The sequence below is a fragment of the Brevundimonas pishanensis genome (genome assembly GCF_022750635.1).
In the GTDB taxonomy this organism is placed as follows: Bacteria; Pseudomonadota; Alphaproteobacteria; order Caulobacterales; family Caulobacteraceae; genus Brevundimonas; species Brevundimonas pishanensis.
This window is the reverse complement of record NZ_JAJKBG010000001.1, coordinates 722,852-742,861: the sequence shown is the minus strand read 5'-3', so window position 1 is coordinate 742,861 and position 20,010 is coordinate 722,852. Positions and strand designations below refer to the sequence as shown.

10 protein-coding genes are annotated in these 20,010 nt (G+C 63.4%); 8 read left to right on the top strand and 2 right to left on the bottom strand.

Annotated features, from left to right (window positions below):
* Positions 1-11: 11 nt before the first annotated feature.
* Positions 12-599, bottom strand: a complete 588-nt coding sequence (locus tag LOX95_RS03530) for a TetR/AcrR family transcriptional regulator (protein ID WP_282452631.1) — start codon at positions 597-599, stop codon at positions 12-14.
* A 168-nt stretch (positions 600-767) separates the two neighbouring features.
* Here LOX95_RS03530 and LOX95_RS03525 point away from each other — a divergent pair, with 168 nt between their 5' ends.
* The 5 genes from LOX95_RS03525 to LOX95_RS03505 all read left to right on the top strand — a co-directional run bounded on the left by LOX95_RS03525 (position 768) and on the right by LOX95_RS03505 (position 9,245).
* Positions 768-1,955 (top strand): efflux RND transporter periplasmic adaptor subunit, encoded by a 1,188-nt coding sequence (locus LOX95_RS03525; RefSeq protein ID WP_242913068.1) that lies wholly within the window; start codon positions 768-770, stop codon positions 1,953-1,955.
* Positions 1,956-1,984: 29 nt separating this feature from the next.
* Positions 1,985-5,239, top strand: coding sequence for an efflux RND transporter permease subunit (locus LOX95_RS03520; RefSeq protein ID WP_242913067.1), 3,255 nt, complete (start codon positions 1,985-1,987; stop codon positions 5,237-5,239).
* Positions 5,239-6,666, top strand: a complete 1,428-nt coding sequence (locus LOX95_RS03515; RefSeq protein WP_242913066.1) for an efflux transporter outer membrane subunit — start codon at positions 5,239-5,241, stop codon at positions 6,664-6,666. Before LOX95_RS03520 ends, LOX95_RS03515 begins: the two co-directional genes overlap by 1 nt.
* 178 nt (positions 6,667-6,844) lie before the next feature.
* Positions 6,845-7,978, top strand: coding sequence for a glutamate 5-kinase (gene proB / locus LOX95_RS03510; protein ID WP_242913103.1), 1,134 nt, complete (start codon positions 6,845-6,847; stop codon positions 7,976-7,978).
* Position 7,979: 1 nt separating this feature from the next.
* Entirely contained in the window at positions 7,980-9,245 is a 1,266-nt protein-coding gene (locus LOX95_RS03505) for a glutamate-5-semialdehyde dehydrogenase (RefSeq protein ID WP_242913065.1), read from the top strand.
* A gap of 156 nt (positions 9,246-9,401) precedes the next feature.
* Here LOX95_RS03505 and LOX95_RS03500 read toward each other — a convergent pair whose 3' ends face one another.
* Positions 9,402-11,840 (bottom strand): membrane-bound PQQ-dependent dehydrogenase, glucose/quinate/shikimate family, encoded by a 2,439-nt coding sequence (locus LOX95_RS03500; RefSeq protein WP_242913064.1) that lies wholly within the window; start codon positions 11,838-11,840, stop codon positions 9,402-9,404.
* Positions 11,841-12,136: 296 nt separating this feature from the next.
* Between LOX95_RS03500 and LOX95_RS03495 the strand changes: the two genes are divergently transcribed.
* The 3 genes from LOX95_RS03495 to LOX95_RS03485 all read left to right on the top strand — a co-directional run bounded on the left by LOX95_RS03495 (position 12,137) and on the right by LOX95_RS03485 (position 19,895).
* Entirely contained in the window at positions 12,137-13,564 is a 1,428-nt protein-coding gene (locus tag LOX95_RS03495; protein ID WP_242913063.1) for an NAD(P)-dependent oxidoreductase, read from the top strand.
* Positions 13,561-18,102: a glutamate synthase large subunit gene (gltB, locus tag LOX95_RS03490; protein WP_242913062.1), complete on the top strand. Its 4,542-nt coding sequence runs from the start codon at positions 13,561-13,563 to the stop codon at positions 18,100-18,102. Before LOX95_RS03495 ends, gltB begins: the two co-directional genes overlap by 4 nt.
* Before the next feature lie 350 nt (positions 18,103-18,452).
* Positions 18,453-19,895 (top strand): DEAD/DEAH box helicase, encoded by a 1,443-nt coding sequence (locus LOX95_RS03485; protein ID WP_242913102.1) that lies wholly within the window; start codon positions 18,453-18,455, stop codon positions 19,893-19,895.
* Positions 19,896-20,010: the final 115 nt, after the last annotated feature.

The window sequence follows — 20,010 nt, the reverse complement described above, 5'->3', positions numbered from 1 at the left end:
CGCCTTTTTCGTTATCCGTCCAGAAGATTTTGGAGCGCGCCACCCATGCGGATGGCCAGCTTCTCTTGCTCGTCATTCGTTAGACTGGAGAAACCGCCAGCCAGTTCGCGGCTAATGGTCATACCCATAATGACACCGGCAACCAGACGGGCCCTGACCTGCGCATCCTCGCCGCCGATCCACTCCGCCAGAGGTTCGAAAAACCTCTCGTTGGAGGATCGCTGAACCACTTCCATAGCTTTGGAAGACCCAATCGAGCGCAGCAGTATCAGCAACCCGCCGAGACGGTTCTCGCCACTGGTACAGCCATCGAACTCGCCAAGGATCACCTCGCGTGCGACGCGCCGTCCAAAGGCCTCACGAGGACCTTCCGTGAGATCACGGCCATTTTTGCAGCTGTCGAGAACCTCGACAAAGAGGTCCTCTTTGGAGCCGAAATAGCGCGAGATCAGAGCCGCATCGACACCGACCTCGCGGGCGATATCGCGCATGCCGACGTCATCGTAGCTATGGGCTGTAAAGCGTTGCCGGGCGACATCGAGTATGGCCTGACGCGTGGCTACGGCGTTGCGCGGCCTATGACTCTCGCGGGCTGACAAAAAACTAAAGTCTCCAAAAAACCTTCCTATGAGTATGGCCATGTCATCAGCCGTTGACAAGGGCTGTCTTCGTCGCCATTAAGTCTACACACGTTGACTGGGCGCGCCCTCCCTCTTTCCCGCGTTCAGCCTCTGCAGACAAAATTCAGTGACCAGGAGATTGCGCCTATGCGCACGGTGAAGATTGCGGCCGCGTCCGTCTTAGTGGCGGCTGCCCTCTACGGCTGCTCAAAAGGTGAGCAGGCCCCCGAACAAGGCGCTCCGCCCGTAACGGTGTCCGCCCCGCTTTCGCAGACAGTTGTGGACTGGGACCAATTCACGGGTCGCTTTGAAGCCACCCGCAGCGTTGACGTACGCGCCCGCGTAGGCGGCTATATCCAGTCGGTCCACTTCAAGGACGGTGACTATGTCCGTCAGGGCCAACTGCTGTTCACGCTGGACCAGCGTCCCGCACAAGCAGCCCTAGCATCGGCCCGCGCCCAACTGGCGCAGGCTCAGGCCCAATTGGGTCTGGCCAAGGCTGATCTGGCGCGCGCCGAAGGCCTGCTGGCCTCCCAGGCCGTCTCGCAAGCCGAGTATGATGCCAAAAAGGCTGCGGTCCAAACCGCCGAGGCTGCTGTTTCGGCGGCCAATGCCGCTATTCGCGCCCGCAATCTGGAGCTGGAGTTCACCCGCGTGACCGCTCCGATCTCGGGCCGCGTGTCCGACCGTCGCGTTGATCCGGGCAACCTGATCGGTGGCGGTTCGTCTGCCGGTGACATTCTGACCACCATCGTTTCGGCCTCGCCGATCTATTTCGTCTTCGATGGTTCCGAAGCCACCGCTCTGCGCTATCAGCGTGAAGCGGCCAAGGGCGCTGTCCCGATCAAGGTCCGTCTGCAGGACGAAGCCGAGTTCACCCATTCGGGCACGCTCGACTTCACTGACAACGCCATTGATCCGGCCTCGGGCACCATCCGCCTTCGTGCCGTCATCGCCAACGCCAACGGCTTCCTGAAGCCGGGTATGTTCGGTCATGCCCAATTGGCCGGTGCCGCCGAGTACCAAGCCATGCTCGTTCCGGATTCGGCCATCATCGCCGATGGTGCCCGCCGTCTGGTTTACGTTGTCGCCAAGGACGGCACGGTCGGTGCCAAGCCGGTCCAGACCGGTCCGGTCGTCAACGGCCTGCGCGTAATCCGCACCGGCCTTGCTGCCGATGATCGCGTCATCATAAATGGTCAGCAACGCGCCCGTCCGGGCCAGAAGGTTACCGCCCAGAACGGTACGATCAAACCTTCGGAAGCGCCGGCAAACCCTGCGCCGATGACGGCTGCGTCGACGGCCTCCTCCGCCACCTTCGTCAACGCAGGTTGAGTAAAGAGGCATAGGCCGGAAACCCAGTTATGAATTTCTCCCGCTTCTTTATCGATAGGCCGATCTTCGCGATCGTTATCGCCACCTTCATCACACTGGTGGGGGCGTTTGCCTATCCGAGCCTGCCGCTGGCGCAGTATCCAGACATTGCGCCACCCACCATCACCATCAACACCGCCTATCCGGGTGCATCCGCCGAAACGCTGGCCGAGACTGTCGCCGCTCCCATCGAGCAGGAAGTCAACGGCGTTGAGGGCATGCTTTATCTGTCGTCGTCCTCGACGGCAGACGGTGCCGTCGCCGTGACCGTGACCTTCGAGCCGGGCACCGACCTCGATACCGCTCAGGTTCTGGTGCAGAACCGCGTCTCGCTGGCCGAGATGCGCCTGCCCGAAGAGGTCCGCCGCACTGGCGTCAGCGTCAACAAGGCCTCCAGCGGCTTCCTCATGCTGGTCGCCCTGACGTCGGATGACCCCAGCATCGACCGGACCTATCTCGGTAACCTCGGCAACTCGGTCGTGCGCGACCGCCTGCTGCGTCTCGACGGCGTAGGCTCGGTCATGGTGTTCGGCGGTGGCAACTATGCCATGCGCATCTGGATCGACCCGACCAAGGCCGCTGCGCGCAACCTGTCGGCTCAGGACATCGTCGGTGCCCTCCAAGCCCAGAACATCCAGGCTGCTGGTGGCTCGCTGGGTCAGGCTCCGTACCCGACCAACTCGGCGGCGTTCCAAACCCCAATCGACGTTCAGGGCCGTCTACAGACGCCTGAAGAGTTCGGTCAGGTCGTGATCCGCTCCGACGCCCAAGGCCGCGTAACACGTCTGTCGGACGTCGCCCGCATCGAGATCGGTCCGCAGGACTATGGCGTAAACGCCACCTTCGACGGCAAGGCCGGCGTTGGTCTGGGTATCATCCAGCAACCGGGTGCCAACTCTCTGAAGTCGGCAGAACTGGTCCTGAACGAGATGGAAGCCATGGCCAAGGATTTCCCGGCCGGCGTTGCCTATTCCATCCCGTATAACCCGACCGAGTTCGTTGAAGCCTCGGTGGAGTCGGTCATCCACACGGTGTTCGAGGCCGTCATCCTCGTGGCTATCGTTGTTCTGGTCTTCCTGCAGACCTGGCGCGCGGCGATCATTCCGGTGCTGGCCATTCCGGTCGCTCTGGTGGGCACCTTCGCGGTGCTGCTGGGCCTCGGCTATTCCATCAACTCGCTGTCGCTGTTCGCTCTGGTTCTGGCCGTGGGTATCGTCGTCGACGACGCCATCATCGTGGTCGAGAACGTCGAGCGCTACATCCGCGAGGGGCTTACCCCACATGAAGCGGCCTACCGCTCCATGGCCGAGGTGTCGGGCGCTCTGGTCGCCATCTCGCTGGTGCTGACCGCAGTGTTCGTGCCGACCGCCTTCGTGCCGGGCATTCCGGGTATCTTCTATCGCCAGTTCGCCGTGACGATCGCGTCCTCGACCCTGATCTCGCTGCTGCTCTCCCTAACCCTGTCGCCGGCTCTGGCGGCGCTGCTGCTCAAGCCGCACGTGGCCCATGACGAACATGCGACCCGCAAGAAGGGTGTCCTGGGCTCCATCGGCTATGGCATCGGCTGGGCCGGTAACAAGTTCAACGTTGGCTTCGACTGGCTTTCCGAGAAGTTCGGTGCCCTGACCGCACGCCTTGTGCGCATGACGGTCGTGGTTCTGGCTGTCTACGTCGGTCTGCTGGCCGTGACCGGCTGGCGCCTGACCGACACCCCGACCGGCTTCATCCCCGATCAGGACCAAGGTGTGCTGATCGGTGTCGTCCAGCTGCCCTCGGGTGCCTCGCTGGAACGCACGACCGAAGTGCTGAACCGCACGCTGGAAATCATCAACCAGAACGAAAACGTTGCCGAAGTGGCCGCCCTTGCCGGTCTCGACGGTTCGTCGTTCTCGATGGCTTCCAACTCGGCCACCATGTTCATCAAGCTGAAGCATTGGGACGAGCGCCCGAACAAGGATCAGGCCGCGGCCGCCCTTGGCGGTGCCCTGACCGGTGCAGCGGCCCAGATTCAAGAAGCCCAGATCTTCATGCTGTCGCCGCCTGCGGTTGAGGGCATGGGTAACGGTGGCTTCAAGATGATGATCCAGGACCGTTCCAACGCTGGCTACAAGGCGCTGGAAGGGGCGACATTCGCGATGATGGGCGCTGCTGCCCAAAGCCCGAACGACGTCAGCCAGGTCTTCTCGATGTACAATACCGGCTCGCCGCGTATTCAGGCCGATATCGACCGCGACAAGGCTCTGATGATGGGCGTCCAGCCTTCGTCGGTGTTCGGTACGCTGGGCATCTATCTGGGCTCGGCCTACGTCAACGACTTCAACTATCTGGGCCGCACCTTCCGCGTGACAGCACAGGCAGAGCCGATGTACCGCGACGACATCTCCGACATCGCCAACCTCAAGGTTCGTTCGAACTCGGGTGCGATGGTGCCGGTGGGTGCTGTGGCCAACCTCTACGAGTCCTCGGGCCCGTCGCGTGTTGTCCGCTTCAACCTGTTCCCGGCTTCGGAACTGATGGGTTCGCCTGCTCCGGGCGTCTCTTCGGGTGAAGCTTTGGCCTTCATGGAAGGTTTGGCCGGCAAGGCTCTGCCGGAGGGCTTCAGCTATGAATGGACCGAAATGGCCTATCAGGAAAAAGCATCCAGCGGCTCTGCCGGTGTGATCTTCGTCCTGGCCGTGGTCTTCGTCTTCCTCGTGCTGGCCGCACAATATGAAGCCTTCACGCTTCCGCTGGCCGTTATTCTGATCGTGCCGATGTGTATTCTGGCGGCAATGATCGGGGTCAACCTTATGGGTCTGGACAACAACATCCTCGTCCAGGTCGGTCTGGTCGTGCTCGTGGGTCTGGCGGCAAAGAACGCCATCCTGATCGTCGAGTTCGCCAAACAGGCCGAGGACGAAGACGGTCTCAACCGCTTCGACGCCGCCGTTCAGGCTGCCCGCCAGCGTCTGCGCCCGATCCTGATGACGTCGTTTGCGTTCATCTTCGGTGTGCTGCCTCTGGCGCTGGCAAGCGGCCCCGGTGCAGAGATGCGCCAGTCGCTGGGTATCTCCGTCGTGTCCGGTATGATCGGCGTGACCATCTTCGGTCTGCTGTTCACGCCAGTCTTCTATGTGGTCTGCCGCTGGATCGCCGGAAAGCTGCCGAAGGGCCCCGAAAAGGAACGCCAACTGCCGACCTCCTTCGGTTCGACGCCGCATGATCCGTTCGACACCGACGAAGCCATCCAGAAGGGAGACGCTTGATGAAAGCCTCCATCCGCACCCTGCTGACGGCCTCGGCCTCGGCGGCCCTGCTGGCCGCCTGCGCCGTCGGGCCCAAGCCGGTCGTTCCGACCACGCCGGTTTCGTCGCAAGGCGAATTCATCGGCTCCCAGACTGGCGCGGTTTCGACCGCGCCGGTTCAGGGCAACTGGTGGCGTCTGTATAATGACGCCAATCTGGATGCTTTGATCCAGCAGGCTCTGGCCGAGAACAACGACCTCGAAGCCGCCGCCGCAAACTTGCGTGCGGTCCGTGCCTCGCTGTCGGAGACCCGCAGCAACCGACTGCCGTCAACCACGGTGACGGGTGCCGCCAACCGCAGCCAGTCCTCGACCATCACCGCGCCGCAAGCCGGCGGTGCCGAACTGCCGGACGTCGACACCTATGATGTGGGTCTTGACGTGGCCTATGAGATCGACCTGTTCGGTCGCGTCGAGTCCTCGATCCGCGCCGCCCGTGCCGATGCCCGCGCTGCCGAAGCCGCACTGGAAACCGTGCGCGTGACGGTGGCTGCCGAGACGGCCCGTGCCTATGCCGACACCTGCGCGCTCAACGCACAGGTGGCAGTGGCCGAGCGCAATATCGACCTGCAGACCCAGACCGCAGATCTGGTTCAACGCCTGCTGACCGGCGGTGTTGGTAACGGTCTGGACGTCGCCCGCGCCCGTGCCGCACTGGAGCAAACCCGTGCCAGCCTGCCGCCGCTGCGGGCCGGACGTGATGCGGCCCTATTCCGCCTCGCTACCCTGACGGGCCGCACGCCCGCCGAGGCCAGCGAAGCGGCCAAGGCTTGCAGCACCACTCCGCAACTGTCGCAGCCTATCCCGGTCGGTGACGGTGCCGCCCTTCTGGCCCGCCGCCCCGACATCCGCCGCGCAGAAGCCGAACTGGCCGCTGCCGGTGCACGGGTGAATGTAGCGACCGCAGGCATGTTCCCCTCGATCCGCCTTGGTGGATCGTTGGGCTCGACGGCGTTCGATGCCGGTGATCTGGGCAATGACGAGAACTTCCGCTTCTCGTTCGGCCCCCTGATCTCGTGGTCGTTCCCGAACGTCATCGCCGCTCGCGCCCGTATCAAACAGGCCGACGCCCGCGCCGAAGCCGCTCTGGCCAACTACGACCAGACGGTGCTGGTGGCACTTCAGGAAACCGAGACCGCTCTGTCGGCCTATGCCAACGAGCTGGATCGCCAGCGCGCCCTGCGCGTCGCTCGCGAACAGGCAGCCACCGCTGCCCGTCTGTCACGCCTGCGTTTCGACGCTGGTGCGGACAGCTTCCTGAGCGTGCTGGACGCCGAACGCACCCTCTCCGGTGCCGACGCCGCTCTAGCCGGTTCGGAACAGGCCGTGGCCAATGCCCAGATCAGCCTGTTCAAGGCTCTGGCCGGTAGCTGGACCCAAGACCAGTAAGCTCCGCCCTGCGGTTAAAAGACCAACGCCCGACGGAATATTCTCCGTCGGGCGTTTTTATGGCCCTGTTTCGAAACTTTTCCGCCTCAGGACTAATGACGCGAAGATACTTCGGCATTAGTCAAGAAGCGTGACCCTGACAGAAGAACACCGCCCCGCCGAGCCTGCCGCCGTTGCCCTGAGCGCGACGTCGCCTCAGGCTGCGCTGGATCAGGCCCGCCGCATCGTCCTCAAGATCGGCTCGTCGCTGGTGTTCGACCCCCGTCGCAAGGAGGCCAACCGCGCATGGATGGCCGCTCTGGCCGAGGACATCGCCGACCTTCGCGCCGAGGGTCGCGAGGTGATCATCGTCTCCTCGGGGGCTGTCGCACTGGGCCGCGCCCGCATCCAGACCGACCCGAAAAAGCTGGCCGACAAACAGGCCGCTGCCGCCGTGGGCCAAAGCCTGCTGATGAAGGCATGGGAAGAGGCGCTGGCACCGCACGACGTGCTGGCCGGCCAAATCCTTCTGACCCGAGATGATACCGAGCGCCGTCGCCGCTGGCTAAACGCCCGCGCCACGGCTCAGGCCCTGCTGCATCACGGCATCATCCCCGTGGTGAACGAGAACGACACCGTCACCACCGAGGAAATCCGCTACGGCGACAACGACCGACTGGCCGCCCGCACCGCCCAACTGGCACAGGGTGATCTGCTGATCCTGCTGTCGGACGTGGATGGCCTTTATACTGCTGACCCGCGCCGTAATCCCGATGCCCGCCATCTGGAGTTCATCGAGCGCCTGACGCCGGACATCCTGTCCATGGGCACAGGAGCCAATGCCGACGCGGGCGTCGGAACGGGCGGCATGGCCACCAAGCTGGCCGCTGTTCAGATCGCCGGATCGGCAGGCTGTGCCACTATCATTGCCTCGGGGCTCAACCGTCACCCGCTTAAGGCATTACGTGACGGGGCTAAGGCGACCCTGTTCCGCCCCTCATCGTCGCCCATGGCCGCATGGAAACAATGGATCGCGGGCAGTGTCGCCCCCGCCGGAAGCCTGACGCTGGATGAGGGAGCCGTGCGCGCCCTGCAAGCAGGCAAGAGCCTGCTGCCGTCGGGCGTGGTGGCCGTGAAGGGCCGCTTTGAAAAGGGCGACAGCGTGCGTCTGGTCGACACCGCAGGCACACGCCTCGGCGTCGGCCTGATCAACTACCCGCATGACGATGTGGCCCGCATCAAGGGCCACCACTCGGACGATATCGAACAACTGATCGGCTATCGCGGCCCGTCGGTTGTGGTCCACCGCAACGACCTGGTTCTGGAACCCTGAAATGAGCGACCTGACCCAAGCCATGCTGGCCCGTGGCCAGCGCGCCCGCGCCGCCGCCCGTGCCTTGCGCGAAGCCACACCACAAACCCGCACCCGCGCGCTGGAACTGCTGGCGCAAAAGCTGCGCGCCAACGTCGAGCCGATCCTTGCCGCCAACCAACGCGACCTCGATGCCGGTCGCGCCAACGGCATGAGCGAGGCCCTGCTGGATCGTCTGGCGCTAAACCCCGCCCGTGTTGAAGGCATCGCCTCTGCGGTCGAGATCATCGCGGGCGTTCAGGACCCGCTGGGCATCGAGACGGAGCGCTGGACCGCCCCCGTCAACGGGCTGGATATCGCCCGCGTGCGTACCCCCATTGGTGTGCTGGGCATCATCTATGAGAGCCGCCCCAATGTGACCGCCGATGCCGCCGCCCTGTGCATCCGCTCGGGCAATGCGGCCATCCTGCGTTGTGGCTCGGACTGCCTCCAGTCGTCGCTGGCCATCGCTGTGCTGATCGGAGAAGCACTGGAGGAGGCGGGCCTGCCCGCCGATGCCGTTCAACTGGTCGATACGCCCGACCGTGCCGCTGTCGGCCTGATGCTTTCCGGACTTGAAGGCACTATCGACCTGATCGTCCCGCGTGGCGGCAAGAGCCTCGTGGGTCGCGTTCAGGCCGAGGCGCGCGTGGCGGTCCTGTCCCATCTCGAGGGCATGAACCACACCTATGTCCACTCCGGTGCCAATGCCGACATGGCCCGCGCTATAGTCGTGAACGCCAAGATGCGCCGCGTGTCGGTGTGCGGCGCGACCGAAACCCTGCTGATCGACGAGGCCGTCGCCCCTGAACTGCTTCCGCTGATTGCAGCAGACCTGTCGGCCAAGGGCTGCGAGTTGCGCGGCGGCGAGAAGGCCCGCGCCATCGTCCCCGAAATGGTCCCGGCATCCAACGAGGACTGGTCCACCGAATACCTCGCGCCGGTGATTACCGTGGGCATCGTCGATGATATCGACCACGCTATCAGACACATCGAAACCTACGGTTCGGGCCATACCGAGGCGATCATCACCAATGATGCCGACGCCGCTGCAACATTCCTGAACCGTGTGGACAGCGCCATCGTCGTCCACAACGCCTCGACCCAATATGCCGACGGAGGCGAGTTCGGCTTTGGTGGCGAGATTGGCATCGCCACCGGCCGCATGCACGCCCGCGGCCCCGTCGGTGCCGAGCAACTGACAACCTTCAAATATGTGGTCCGAGGCCAAGGCCAGACCCGCCCGTAATCCCAGACACCACAGAAAAAGGCCGGAGCGAAACTCCGGCCTTTCCTATGTTCACACCTTAACGCCCCTCAAGCAGCCCGAAGGGCGATAGGGGGACTAACAATGGCCTCAAGTAGCCCGTTAGGGCGGTAGGCCACTAAAAACCCAAGCTTATGCTCAGCCCCTCTGGGGCAGAGCATAAGCGATCACATAGTCACCGCGCGGGGTCTCCATGAAGTGGTGACCACCGGCCATGATGACCAGATACTGACGGCCATTCTCCTCGTAGATCATCGGATTGGCCTGGCCACCGGCGGGCAGCACGTCCTGCCAGACAGTCTTGCCCGTCTCGATGTCGATGGCGCGGATCAGATCATCGGTCGCCGCAGCGATGAAGATCAAACCGCCTGCCGTGACTACCGAGCCGCCGTTGTTGGGCGTGCCGATCTCAACCGGAAGCATGGACGGAATGCCGAACGGCCCATTCTTGCGGGCGGTGCCAAAGGCGCGGTCCCACAGGGTCTTGCCCGTGCGCAGGTCGATGGTGCGGATGCCACCATAGGGCGGCTGCTTGCACAGCAAACCCGTAAACTTCACGCGCCAGCCGGCATTCACGTCAATCGCATAAGGCACGCCGATCTGCGGATCGCCAGCGCCTTCAGCCTTGGACTTGGTCAGGCTACCACCGCGGTTGGCGGCTTCCTTCTCGCGCTCGATGTAGCGGGGATCGTCACGTGGGAACCAGCCCAGTTCGTCTGCCTTGGCGCGGGGCACCAGACGGTTGTGGTTCGGCATATCGTTATAGTTGGCAACGATCACACCGCGCACCGGATCGATGGCGATACCGCCCCAGTCCGAACCACCATTATAGCCCGGATACTGGATCCAGTATTTGTCGGCCGTCGGCGGCGTGAAGAAGCCCTCATAGGCCGACTGACGGTATTGGATACGGCAGTACATCTGGTCGATGGGCGACATGCCCCACATGTCCCGCTCGGTCAGATCGGGCTTACGCAGGGTATGGAATTTCGACGTGGGTTGGGTCGGGGTGCGTTGAGCGGGCTCGACCCCGCCTTGCGGCACCTTGATGTTTTCAACCTCGTGAAGGGGCTGACCCGTCCGGCGATCCAGCACATAGATGTCGCCCTGTTTGGACGGCAGGATCACTGCCGGAACAGTCTGACCACCAACCGGCATATCGACCAGCGTCGCCTGCGAGCCAAGGTCATAATCCCAGACGTCCTTGTGCACGGTCTGGAAATGCCAGCGCGGCTTGCCCGTCGTCACATCCAGCGCCACCAGCGAGGTCGAATATTCATTCTCGGCTGGGCGGCGCTCGCCTGAATAATAGTCCGCTGCCGAGTTACCCATGGGCAGGAACACCAAGCCGAGTGCCTCGTCCGCCGTGGCCGTAGTCCACATGTTGGGGGTGCCAGGCGTATAGGTCTCGCCAGTAGGCGGCAGGGTCGTAATGTCGGGACGCATCATGTCCCAGGCGAAACGCAGCTGGCCGGTGACAGCATCAAAGCCCTGAATGACACCGGACGCGTTCCAGCGCTTTTGGCCATCTAAAACCTGATGGCCGGTCACGACGATGCCGCGCACGATCACAGGTGCCGAAGTGATCGACACCATGCCCGGATAGGGATCGCCCATGCCGTGCTTGATGCTGACCGCACCATTGGTACCAAAGTCCTGACAGGGGGTGCCGGTGCGGGCGTCGACGGCGACCAGTCGTCCGTCCAGCGTCCCTTCAATGATGCGCGTTGCACAGGGCTGTGCAGCGTCGGCATTGGGAACAGCGTAATAGGTCACACCACGGCAGGCGGCGGTATACGGGATTTGCTCGTCCGAAACGCGCGGATCATAGGTCCACTTTTGCCTTCCGGTCGCTGCATCCACCGCGAACAGCTTGTTGCGGGCCGAGCAGAGATAAAGCGTGTCGCCGATCTTCAGAGGCGTGGTTTCCGCGCCCCAGCGTTCTTGCGGCAAATCGCCCGTTCGGAAGGTCCAAGCCCTCTTGAGATCTTTGACATTTTCCCGCGTGATCTGGCTGAGCGGTGAATAGCGTTGTGCGCTGTCGCTGCCGCCCCATGCGGGCCAGTCCGAACCCACCTTGGCCATGGCCGGATCGCCTACCAGCGACTGTCCAGCGGACGGAACAGGGTTCATGACCCCTGCGCGATTGTTGGCAACCACGACGCCGCCCCCAACCAGCAGCACCAGAACCCAACCCGCCAGACCCATACGAACGAGGCGTCCACCGCCATCACGCTTGAGGGCCCCCATCGACAGAATGACGAAGAACAACAAGACCATCGGGGCAATAACCCGCGGGACAAGCGCCCAACCGTTCAGGCCGACTTCCCAAACGGCCCAGAGGATCGTTCCCAGAACCACGAGTGTGTAAAGCAAGGCTCCGCTGAGCCGCAGCATGACCATCAACAGTCCGCTGAGGACCATCAGTATGCCGGTGACCAGATAATAGGCGGACCCGCCAATCATCATGAGTTGCGCGCCGCCAATGACCAGCGTCAGACCTATCAGGCCGATCACCACCCCCAGGATACGCGTCAAGCTGGCCCCGATCCCGCGGCCCTTTTCAATACTCGCCATGTCGCCCTCGCTCTATGTCGGCCCTGAACGTCGTTAAGGGACAACACAACCACAGGAGAGGCGTTCCATAGAGGCCACTACAGCCATAGGTTCACAAAGCCGCGAAACGCTGTTTGGCAAGCTTCATCGCATAACAGCGAAAGCCTTGCTTTATTCATGCCGCATCGCAAAACGACATAGAAAATAATTTCTGACAATCGTTCGCATTCTGCATCCGTTATGCACTTTGGTCGAAAAAAAACGGATAATCGGGAAAAATATTTGCGATAACGCGGGTTAGCGGCCAAAATGTGCAGATGCAAAAAGGTGGTCGTTCCAATCCCGGTGGTTTCCTAGTTCAAGCTCGCTCCCTGCCAAAGCAGGCCGCGACTGATCGCGTGCGTGATTTCAACGAGATCACGCTCAAACCGAACGCGGAAACCGGTCAGAAACAGGCGTCGCGCTGCACCGACTGTGGCGTGCCCTTCTGTCAGAATGCCTGCCCGCTCCAGAATAATATTCCGGACTGGCTGGCCCTGTCGGCAGATGGTGATCTGCGCGAGGCTTGGAAAACAGCGTCGCTGACATCGACCATGCCCGAGATCTGCGGCCGCATCTGCCCGCAGGACCGCCTGTGCGAAGGCGCATGCACCCTTCAACAATCGGGCTGGGATGGCGTGACCATCGGCTCGGTCGAGGCATGGATCGCCGATCAGGCATTCGAGAACGGCTGGGTCGAACCGATCCGCCCCGTGGCCGAGCGCGGCCAGTCCGTCGCCATTGTGGGCGCTGGTCCTGCGGGCCTTGCCGCCGCCGATCGTCTGCGCAGCGCAGGTTATCAGGTCACCGTCTATGACCGTCACGACCGCGCCGGCGGCCTTCTGATGTACGGCATCCCCGGCTTCAAGCTGGAGAAATATGTTGTCCAGCGCCGCATCGACCGCTTGGTCGAAGGTGGCGTGAAGTTCGTGCTCAACACCTCGGTCGGCACCGACATTTCGATGGACGAACTGCGCGGCCAGCATGATGCCGTGCTGCTAGCCATGGGCGTCTATCAGGCCCGCCGTCTTTCTATTCCGGGTTGTGGCCCGGATGACGCCCTGCCCGCGCTCGACTTCCTGATTGCGCAGAACAAGCGCGACCTCGGCGATGCGATCGAAGCCGATACCGCCACGGGCAAAAAGGTCGTTGTGGTCGGCGGGGGCGATACGGCCATGGACTGCGTCCGCACCGCCATCCGTCAGGGGGCCAGCAGCGTCACCTGCCTGTATCGCCGTGACCGCGCCAACATGCCGGGCAGCGCCCGCGAGATGCAGAACGCCGAGGAAGAAGGCGTCACCTTCGAATGGCTGGCTGCGCCCAAGGCGCTCATGTCCAAGGGCGAGGCGATCAACGCCGTCCGCGCCCAGCGCATGGCCCTGTCCGAAGCCGGTGCCGGTGGCCGTCGCGAGATCGTGCCGGTTGCCGACAGCGATTTCGACATCCCCGCCGATTTGGTGATCGAGGCGCTGGGCTTCGAGCCTGAAAACTTTGCAGAGCAGATGGACGCCTCGCTGGAGATGTCCCGCTGGAACACCATTCAAGTCGCCCGTGGCGGTTTCGCCACCAGCCTTGATGGTGTGTTCGCCGCAGGGGACGCCGTGCGTGGTGCCTCCCTCGTCGTCTGGGCCGTGCGCGACGGTCAGGACGCCGCTGCCGAAATCGACCGTTATCTGCGCGCGCGTACCGAGGAAGCCGCAGCATGAGCCAACAATCTAACGAAAACTGGCTGGAACAGTATGAAGCCGCGCGTGCCGATCTGGTCGCTGCCGGTTCCTATGATCCAAACTCCGAGCGTGACGCCTGCGGCGTCGGCCTCGTCTGCGCCATCGACGGCAAGCCGCGCCGCGAAGTCGTGGACATGGCCATCCAGTCGCTGAAAGCCGTGGCCCACCGTGGCGCGGTCGATGCCGACGGCCTGTCCGGCGACGGTGCGGGTATCATGATCGAAGTCCCTCAGGACTTCTTTGCCGCTCAGGTCAAAGCCGTTGGCCAGTCCCTGCGCCCCGGCCCGATTGCTGTGGGTCAGGTCTTCTTGCCCCGCACCGACCTTGGCGCCCAAGACCGCGCCCGCGCCATCGTCGAGGCCGAGGCTATCCGCTCGGGCTTCTACATCTATGGCTGGCGTCAGACGCCGCTCGATCTCTCGGTCGTCGGTACCCGCGCCGAACAGACCCGCCCCGAGATCGAACAGATCATGCTGGCGGTACCGGAGGCTCTCTACAAGGCCGACACCAATGGCGAGGCCGTCGAACGCGAACTGTATCTGTGCCGCCGCCGTATCGAGGCCGCCGTTCAGCAAGCCGGTCTGAACGGCTGCTACATCTGTTCGCTGTCGGCCCGCTCCATCGTCTATAAGGGCATGGTCCGCGCCGAACTGCTGGGACAGCTGTACGAGGACCTGACCGATCCGCTGGTCGCCTCGGGCTATGCCCTGTTCCACCAGCGCTATTCGACCAACACCTTCCCCGAATGGAAGCTGGCCCAGCCGTTCCGGATGCTCGCCCATAACGGCGAGATCAACACCCTGCACGGCAACCTCAACTGGATGAAGTCGCACGAGATCCGCATGACGGCCTCGGCCTTCGGCGACCGCGACCATGAGGTGAAGCCGGTCATCCAGCCGGGTGGCTCGGACTCTGCTGCGCTCGATAACGTGTTCGAGGTTCTGGTCCGCGCCGGTCGCCCTGCGCCCATGGCCAAGGCGCTACTGGTGCCCGAAGCCTGGTCGTCCGACGACATGGTGATGAAGGCCGAGCACCGCGCCCTTTATGCCTATTGCAACGCCGTGATGGAGCCGTGGGACGGCCCCGCCGCCCTCTGCGCCGTCGATGGCCGTTGGGTTGTGGCGGGCAAGGATCGCAACGGCCTGCGTCCGCTGCGTGCGGTTGAAACCGTCGACGGTCTGCTGCTGGCTGGCTCCGAAGCGGGCCTCGTGCCGCTGCCGGAAGGTCGCGTGAAGCGCCGCCTGCACATCGGCCCGGGCAAGCTGATCGCCGTCGATCTCAAGACCGCCCGCGTCTATGACGAGCACGAAGCCGTCGATGCTCTGGCCAAAGCCCATCCGTATGAGGACTGGATCGGCAACATGGTCGATCTGGAGCCGCTGATCGGTCCGGGACCGGAGCCGCGCGCTGCGTCTGGCGAAGCCCTGACCCGTCGCCAGATCGCCGCCGGTTTCAGCCGCGAAGACTGCGACCTGCTGCTTGATGCGCTGGTGCGCGATGGCAAGGAAGCCGTTGGCTCCATGGGTGACGATGCGCCGCCTGCGGTGCTGTCGTCCCTGCCGCGTCCGCTGGCCCACTATTTCCGCCAGAACTTCTCTCAGGTCACCAATCCGCCCATCGACCCGCTACGCGAGTCGGGCGCGATGAGCCTGAAGACCCGCTTCAAGAACCTCGGCAATATCCTCGCCCATGACGAGGCCCAGACCGATGTGTTCATCCTCGACAGTCCGGTTCTGACCACCGGCATGTACGAGCGCCTGCTGAGCGTGGTGGCCGATGGTTCGACCACGGTCATCGACTGCACCTATCCGGTCCCTGCCGAGGGTGAAGAAGCCGGAGCCGGTCTGCGCGCTGCGCTGAACCGCATCCGCGAAGAAGCTGAGGCCGCTGCGCGCGCCGGATCGACCCTGATCGTCCTCACCGACGAGAAGATCGGCGAGGACCGTCTGGCCGCGCCGATGATCCTTGCGACCTCGGGCGTGCACCTGCGCCTGACGGATGCAGGCCTGCGCACCTATTGCTCCATCGTCGTGCGCTCTGCCGAAACGCTGGACCCGCACGCATTCGCGGTTCTGGTGGGCGTCGGTGCTACCGCCGTGAACCCGTGGCTGGCGCAGGAACTGTTCCAGGAACGACTGGAGCGCGGCTTCTATGGCGACATGTCACTCAAGGACGCCTGCCTGAACTATAAGAAGGGCATCGAGGCGGGCCTGCTGAAGGTCTTGGCGCGTAAGGGCATCTCGATCATCTCCGCCTATCGCGGCGGCTGCGAGTTCGAAATCCTCGGCCTGTCGCGCGCCTTGGCTGCAGAGTTCTTCCCCAATGCCTCCTCGCGCATTTCCGGTATCGGTCTGGCCGGTCTGGAGCGCGCCGCCCTGCAACGTCACAAGACGGCCTTTGCGCCTGAAAAGGCGCCGTCCCCGTCAATGGGTGGCTTCTTCCGCATCCGCGCGGGCGGCGAAGTCCACGGCCACGACGCCAAGACCATCCACCTGCTGCAGGACGCCACCAACCGCGGCGACTACAAGCGCTTCAAGCAATACTCGGCTGCTGTTGCCGAACAAGCTGACCTCTCGCTTCGCGACCTGCTCGACTTCAAGGAAGGGCTAAAGCCCGTCCAGCTGCACGAGGTCGAAAGCGTCTCGGACATCCGCAAGCGCTTTCTGTCGCAAGCCATGTCGCTGGGCGCTCTGAGCCCTGAGGCACACGAGACGCTGAACATCGCCATGAACCGCATGGGCGCACGCGCCGTGTCGGGGGAAGGTGGCGAAGATCCGGCTCGCTATGTGCCGCGCCCCAATGGCGACAACGCCAACTCGGCGGTCAAACAGGTCGCCTCGGGTCGTTTCGGTGTCACCGCCGAATATCTGAACCAGTGCCGCGAAATCGAGATCAAGGTCGCGCAGGGTGCCAAGCCCGGCGAGGGCGGCCAGCTGCCCGGTTTCAAGGTCACCGAGTTTATCGGCAAGATGCGCCACGCAGTCCCCGGCACGACGCTGATCTCGCCGCCGCCGCACCACGACATCTATTCGATCGAGGACTTGGCCCAGCTCATCTATGACCTCAAGGCCATCAACCCCGATGCCAAGGTCACGGTGAAACTGGTGTCGTCCACCGGTATCGGCGCGATTGCGTCGGGTGTGGCCAAGGCCAAGGCCGACGCCATCCTGATCGCCGGTCACAACGGTGGCACGGGTGCCTCGCCGCAGACCTCGATCAAACATGCTGGCATGCCGTGGGAAATCGGTCTGGCCGAGGCGCACCAAGTCCTCAGCCTGAACCACCTGCGATCGTCGGTTTCGCTTCGTACCGACGGCGGTATCCGCACCGGTCGTGATGTGGTCATCGCCGCCCTGCTGGGGGCCGAGGAATACGGTATCGGCACGGCGGGTCTGATTGCCATGGGCTGTCTGATGGTACGTCAGTGCCACTCCAACACATGCCCTGTTGGTGTCTGCTCGCAGGATGAGAGACTGCGTGCAAAGTTCACCGGCACGCCGGACAAGGTGGTGAACCTGTTCAGCTTCATCGCCGAGGAGGTGCGCGAAATCCTTGCCAGCATCGGTGCCCGCACCATCGACGAGATCGTGGGCCACACCGACCTGCTGCGTCAGGTTCGCCGTGGCGGTTCGCACCTCGATGACCTCGACCTGAACCCGCTGCTGATGAAGGTAGATGTGGACCGTCCGGGCCGCCTCGCCGACAAGCACCGCAAGGAAATCGACGAGAGCCTCGACGCGCAGGTGCTCAAGGACGCCCAGTCCTTCCTGCAATCGGGCCAGACGCTGGAACTGTCCTATCCGCTGAAGAACACCCAGCGGACGGTCGGTGCCGGTCTGTCGTCGGCCATCGTGCGCAAATACGGCCCGCAAGGTCCGCAAGGTCGCCTGACCCTCAAGCTGGAAGGCATCGCTGGCCAGAGCTTCGGGGCCTTTGCCACAAAGGGCCTGATCCTCGATGTCACCGGCGAAGTGAACGATTACGTCGGCAAGGGACTGTCAGGCGGCGAAATCCGCGTGCGTCCGTACCAATGGCGGGAAAACCAGCAGGTCTGCGGCAACACCACCATGTACGGTGCCACCTCGGGCCGACTGTTTGTGGCGGGGGCGGCTGGTGAACGCTTTGCAGTCCGTAACTCGGGCGCCGAGGCCGTCGTCGAAGGTCTGGGCGCGCACGGCTGCGAATATATGACCGGCGGTCGCGTCGTTGTTCTCGGCCCCACGGGCTGGAACCTTGCTGCGGGCATGAGCGGTGGTGAACTGTTCGTGCTTGATCCCGAAAATCGTGCGCAGCAGGCGCTCAATGGCGATCTATCGGCCATCGCCGCTATGTCGGCGGAGGCAGCTTCGCGCCTGAAGGAACTGGTCGAGGCACACTACGCCGCGACCCGCTCGCCCTTGGCCGAACGCCTGCTGGGTGACTGGACGAACAGTCTCAAGACCTTCATCCGCATCGTACCGCAAACGGTGAAAGCCGCTGAGGAAGTTGCCCTGACTCAGGAAGCCATAAGCGCCTGATCGGGTCGGTACAGCCTGGAACTGTAAGGGCCGGTTACCCATGGTGACCGGCCCTTTACTTGACATATCGTCGCATAAGGCCCATTTGGCCGTCACCGCACTGTGCGGTTTCCGGCGTGTTCCAGCGCGTGTGGGCCTTTCCAAAGTTTGAAAGCGCCTGTCTGTCGAGCCGTCGGTCCCTCAAATTCATACGTCATCCGGACACGCGGGATGGCGCCCGTAAGAAGCCCGTACGCTACGGGCGGACGACGTGCGCTCCCGGTCTGACGACCATTCGTGCGCGTCGTTATTCGTGAAAGACCGACGTGACCGATAATACTTTTGAGGCCTTGGGCCTGAACTCCGGCCTGATGTCCGCTCTGAAGGTGGCTGGCTATGACAAGCCGACCCCGATTCAAGCCAAGGCCATCCCCCACGTAATGAAGGGTGCCGACCTGCTGGGTATCGCCCAGACCGGCACGGGCAAGACTGCAGCCTTCGCCCTGCCGATCCTGCATCGTCTGGCCGAGAACCGCGTTGCGCCCAAGCCGCGCACCACGCGTTGCCTCGTATTGTCGCCGACGCGCGAACTGGCCACCCAGATCGCTGACAGCTTCAAGCAATACGGCCAACACCTCGGCTTCCGCGTCGCGGTTGTCTTCGGCGGCGTGAAGTACGGCGGCCAAGAGCGCGCTATGCAGCAAGGCCTCGACATCCTCGTGGCTGCACCGGGCCGCCTGCTGGACCACATCCAGCAAAAGACGCTGGACCTGTCCTCGACCGAAATCTTCGTCCTCGACGAAGCCGACCAGATGCTGGACCTCGGCTTCATCAAGCCGATCCGTCAGGTCGTCAGCCGCCTGCCTGCCCGTCGCCAGAACCTGTTCTTCTCGGCAACCATGCCGTCGGAAATCGGCAAGCTGGCCGGTGAACTGCTGCAAGACCCGATCAAGGTTCAGGTCACCCCGCAGGCCACGACCGTCGAGCGCATCAAGCAATCGGTGATCTGGGTCGAGCAAGGCCGTAAGCGCGCCCTGCTGACCGAGCTGTTCTCGGACCCGTCCTATACGCGCTGCCTGGTCTTCACCAAGACCAAGCATGGTGCCGACAAGGTCGCGGCCTATCTGGAAGCTGGCGGCGTTGAAGCCGGTGCCATCCATGGCAACAAGAGCCAGCCGCAACGCGAGCGCGCCCTTGAAGCCTTCAAGAACGGCAAGCTGCGCGTTCTGGTCGCCACCGACATCGCCGCGCGCGGTATCGACGTCGACAAGGTTACGCACGTGGTGAACTTCGAACTGCCATATGTGCCGGAATCCTACGTTCACCGCATCGGCCGTACCGCTCGTGCCGGTGAAAAGGGCACCGCCATCAGCTTCGTGGCGGGTGACGAAATGAAGCTTCTGAAGGACATCGAAAAGGTGACCCGCCAGAAGATCCCGATGACCGACCGTCGCAACGATAAGGCTCTGGCCCAACTCGACGCTTCGATCATGGCTGCCGGCGTTGCTGCCAAGGCCACCCTGCCGGAGCGTGAACCGCGCAAGGGCGAGGGCGAAGGCAATCGTGGTCGCAACCGTCGTCGCAATGAACTGCGTCCGTCGGGCGGCGGTCAACCGCACCGCGTTCGCAAGGGCGGTCGTCCCGGCGAGGTCGTTGATGCACCAAAGCGTGAATACGATCCGATGGCCAGCGAGCGTCCCAAGACCCCGCGTGAGCCCAAGGTCCGCGAGCCTGCTCCGGTCGGCGAGATCAAGCGTCGCCCGCGTCGCCCGTCGAACGGCGGCAAGGGTTTCGGCAAGGCCAAACAAGCCTAAGATCGCGCATTAGATGATCAGGGCCGCCATCCTTCGGGACGGCGGCCTTTTTCATGTCCGCCCATACAAAAACGGCGGCTCCTGATGGAGCCGCCGTTCGTGCATTCATATCTGG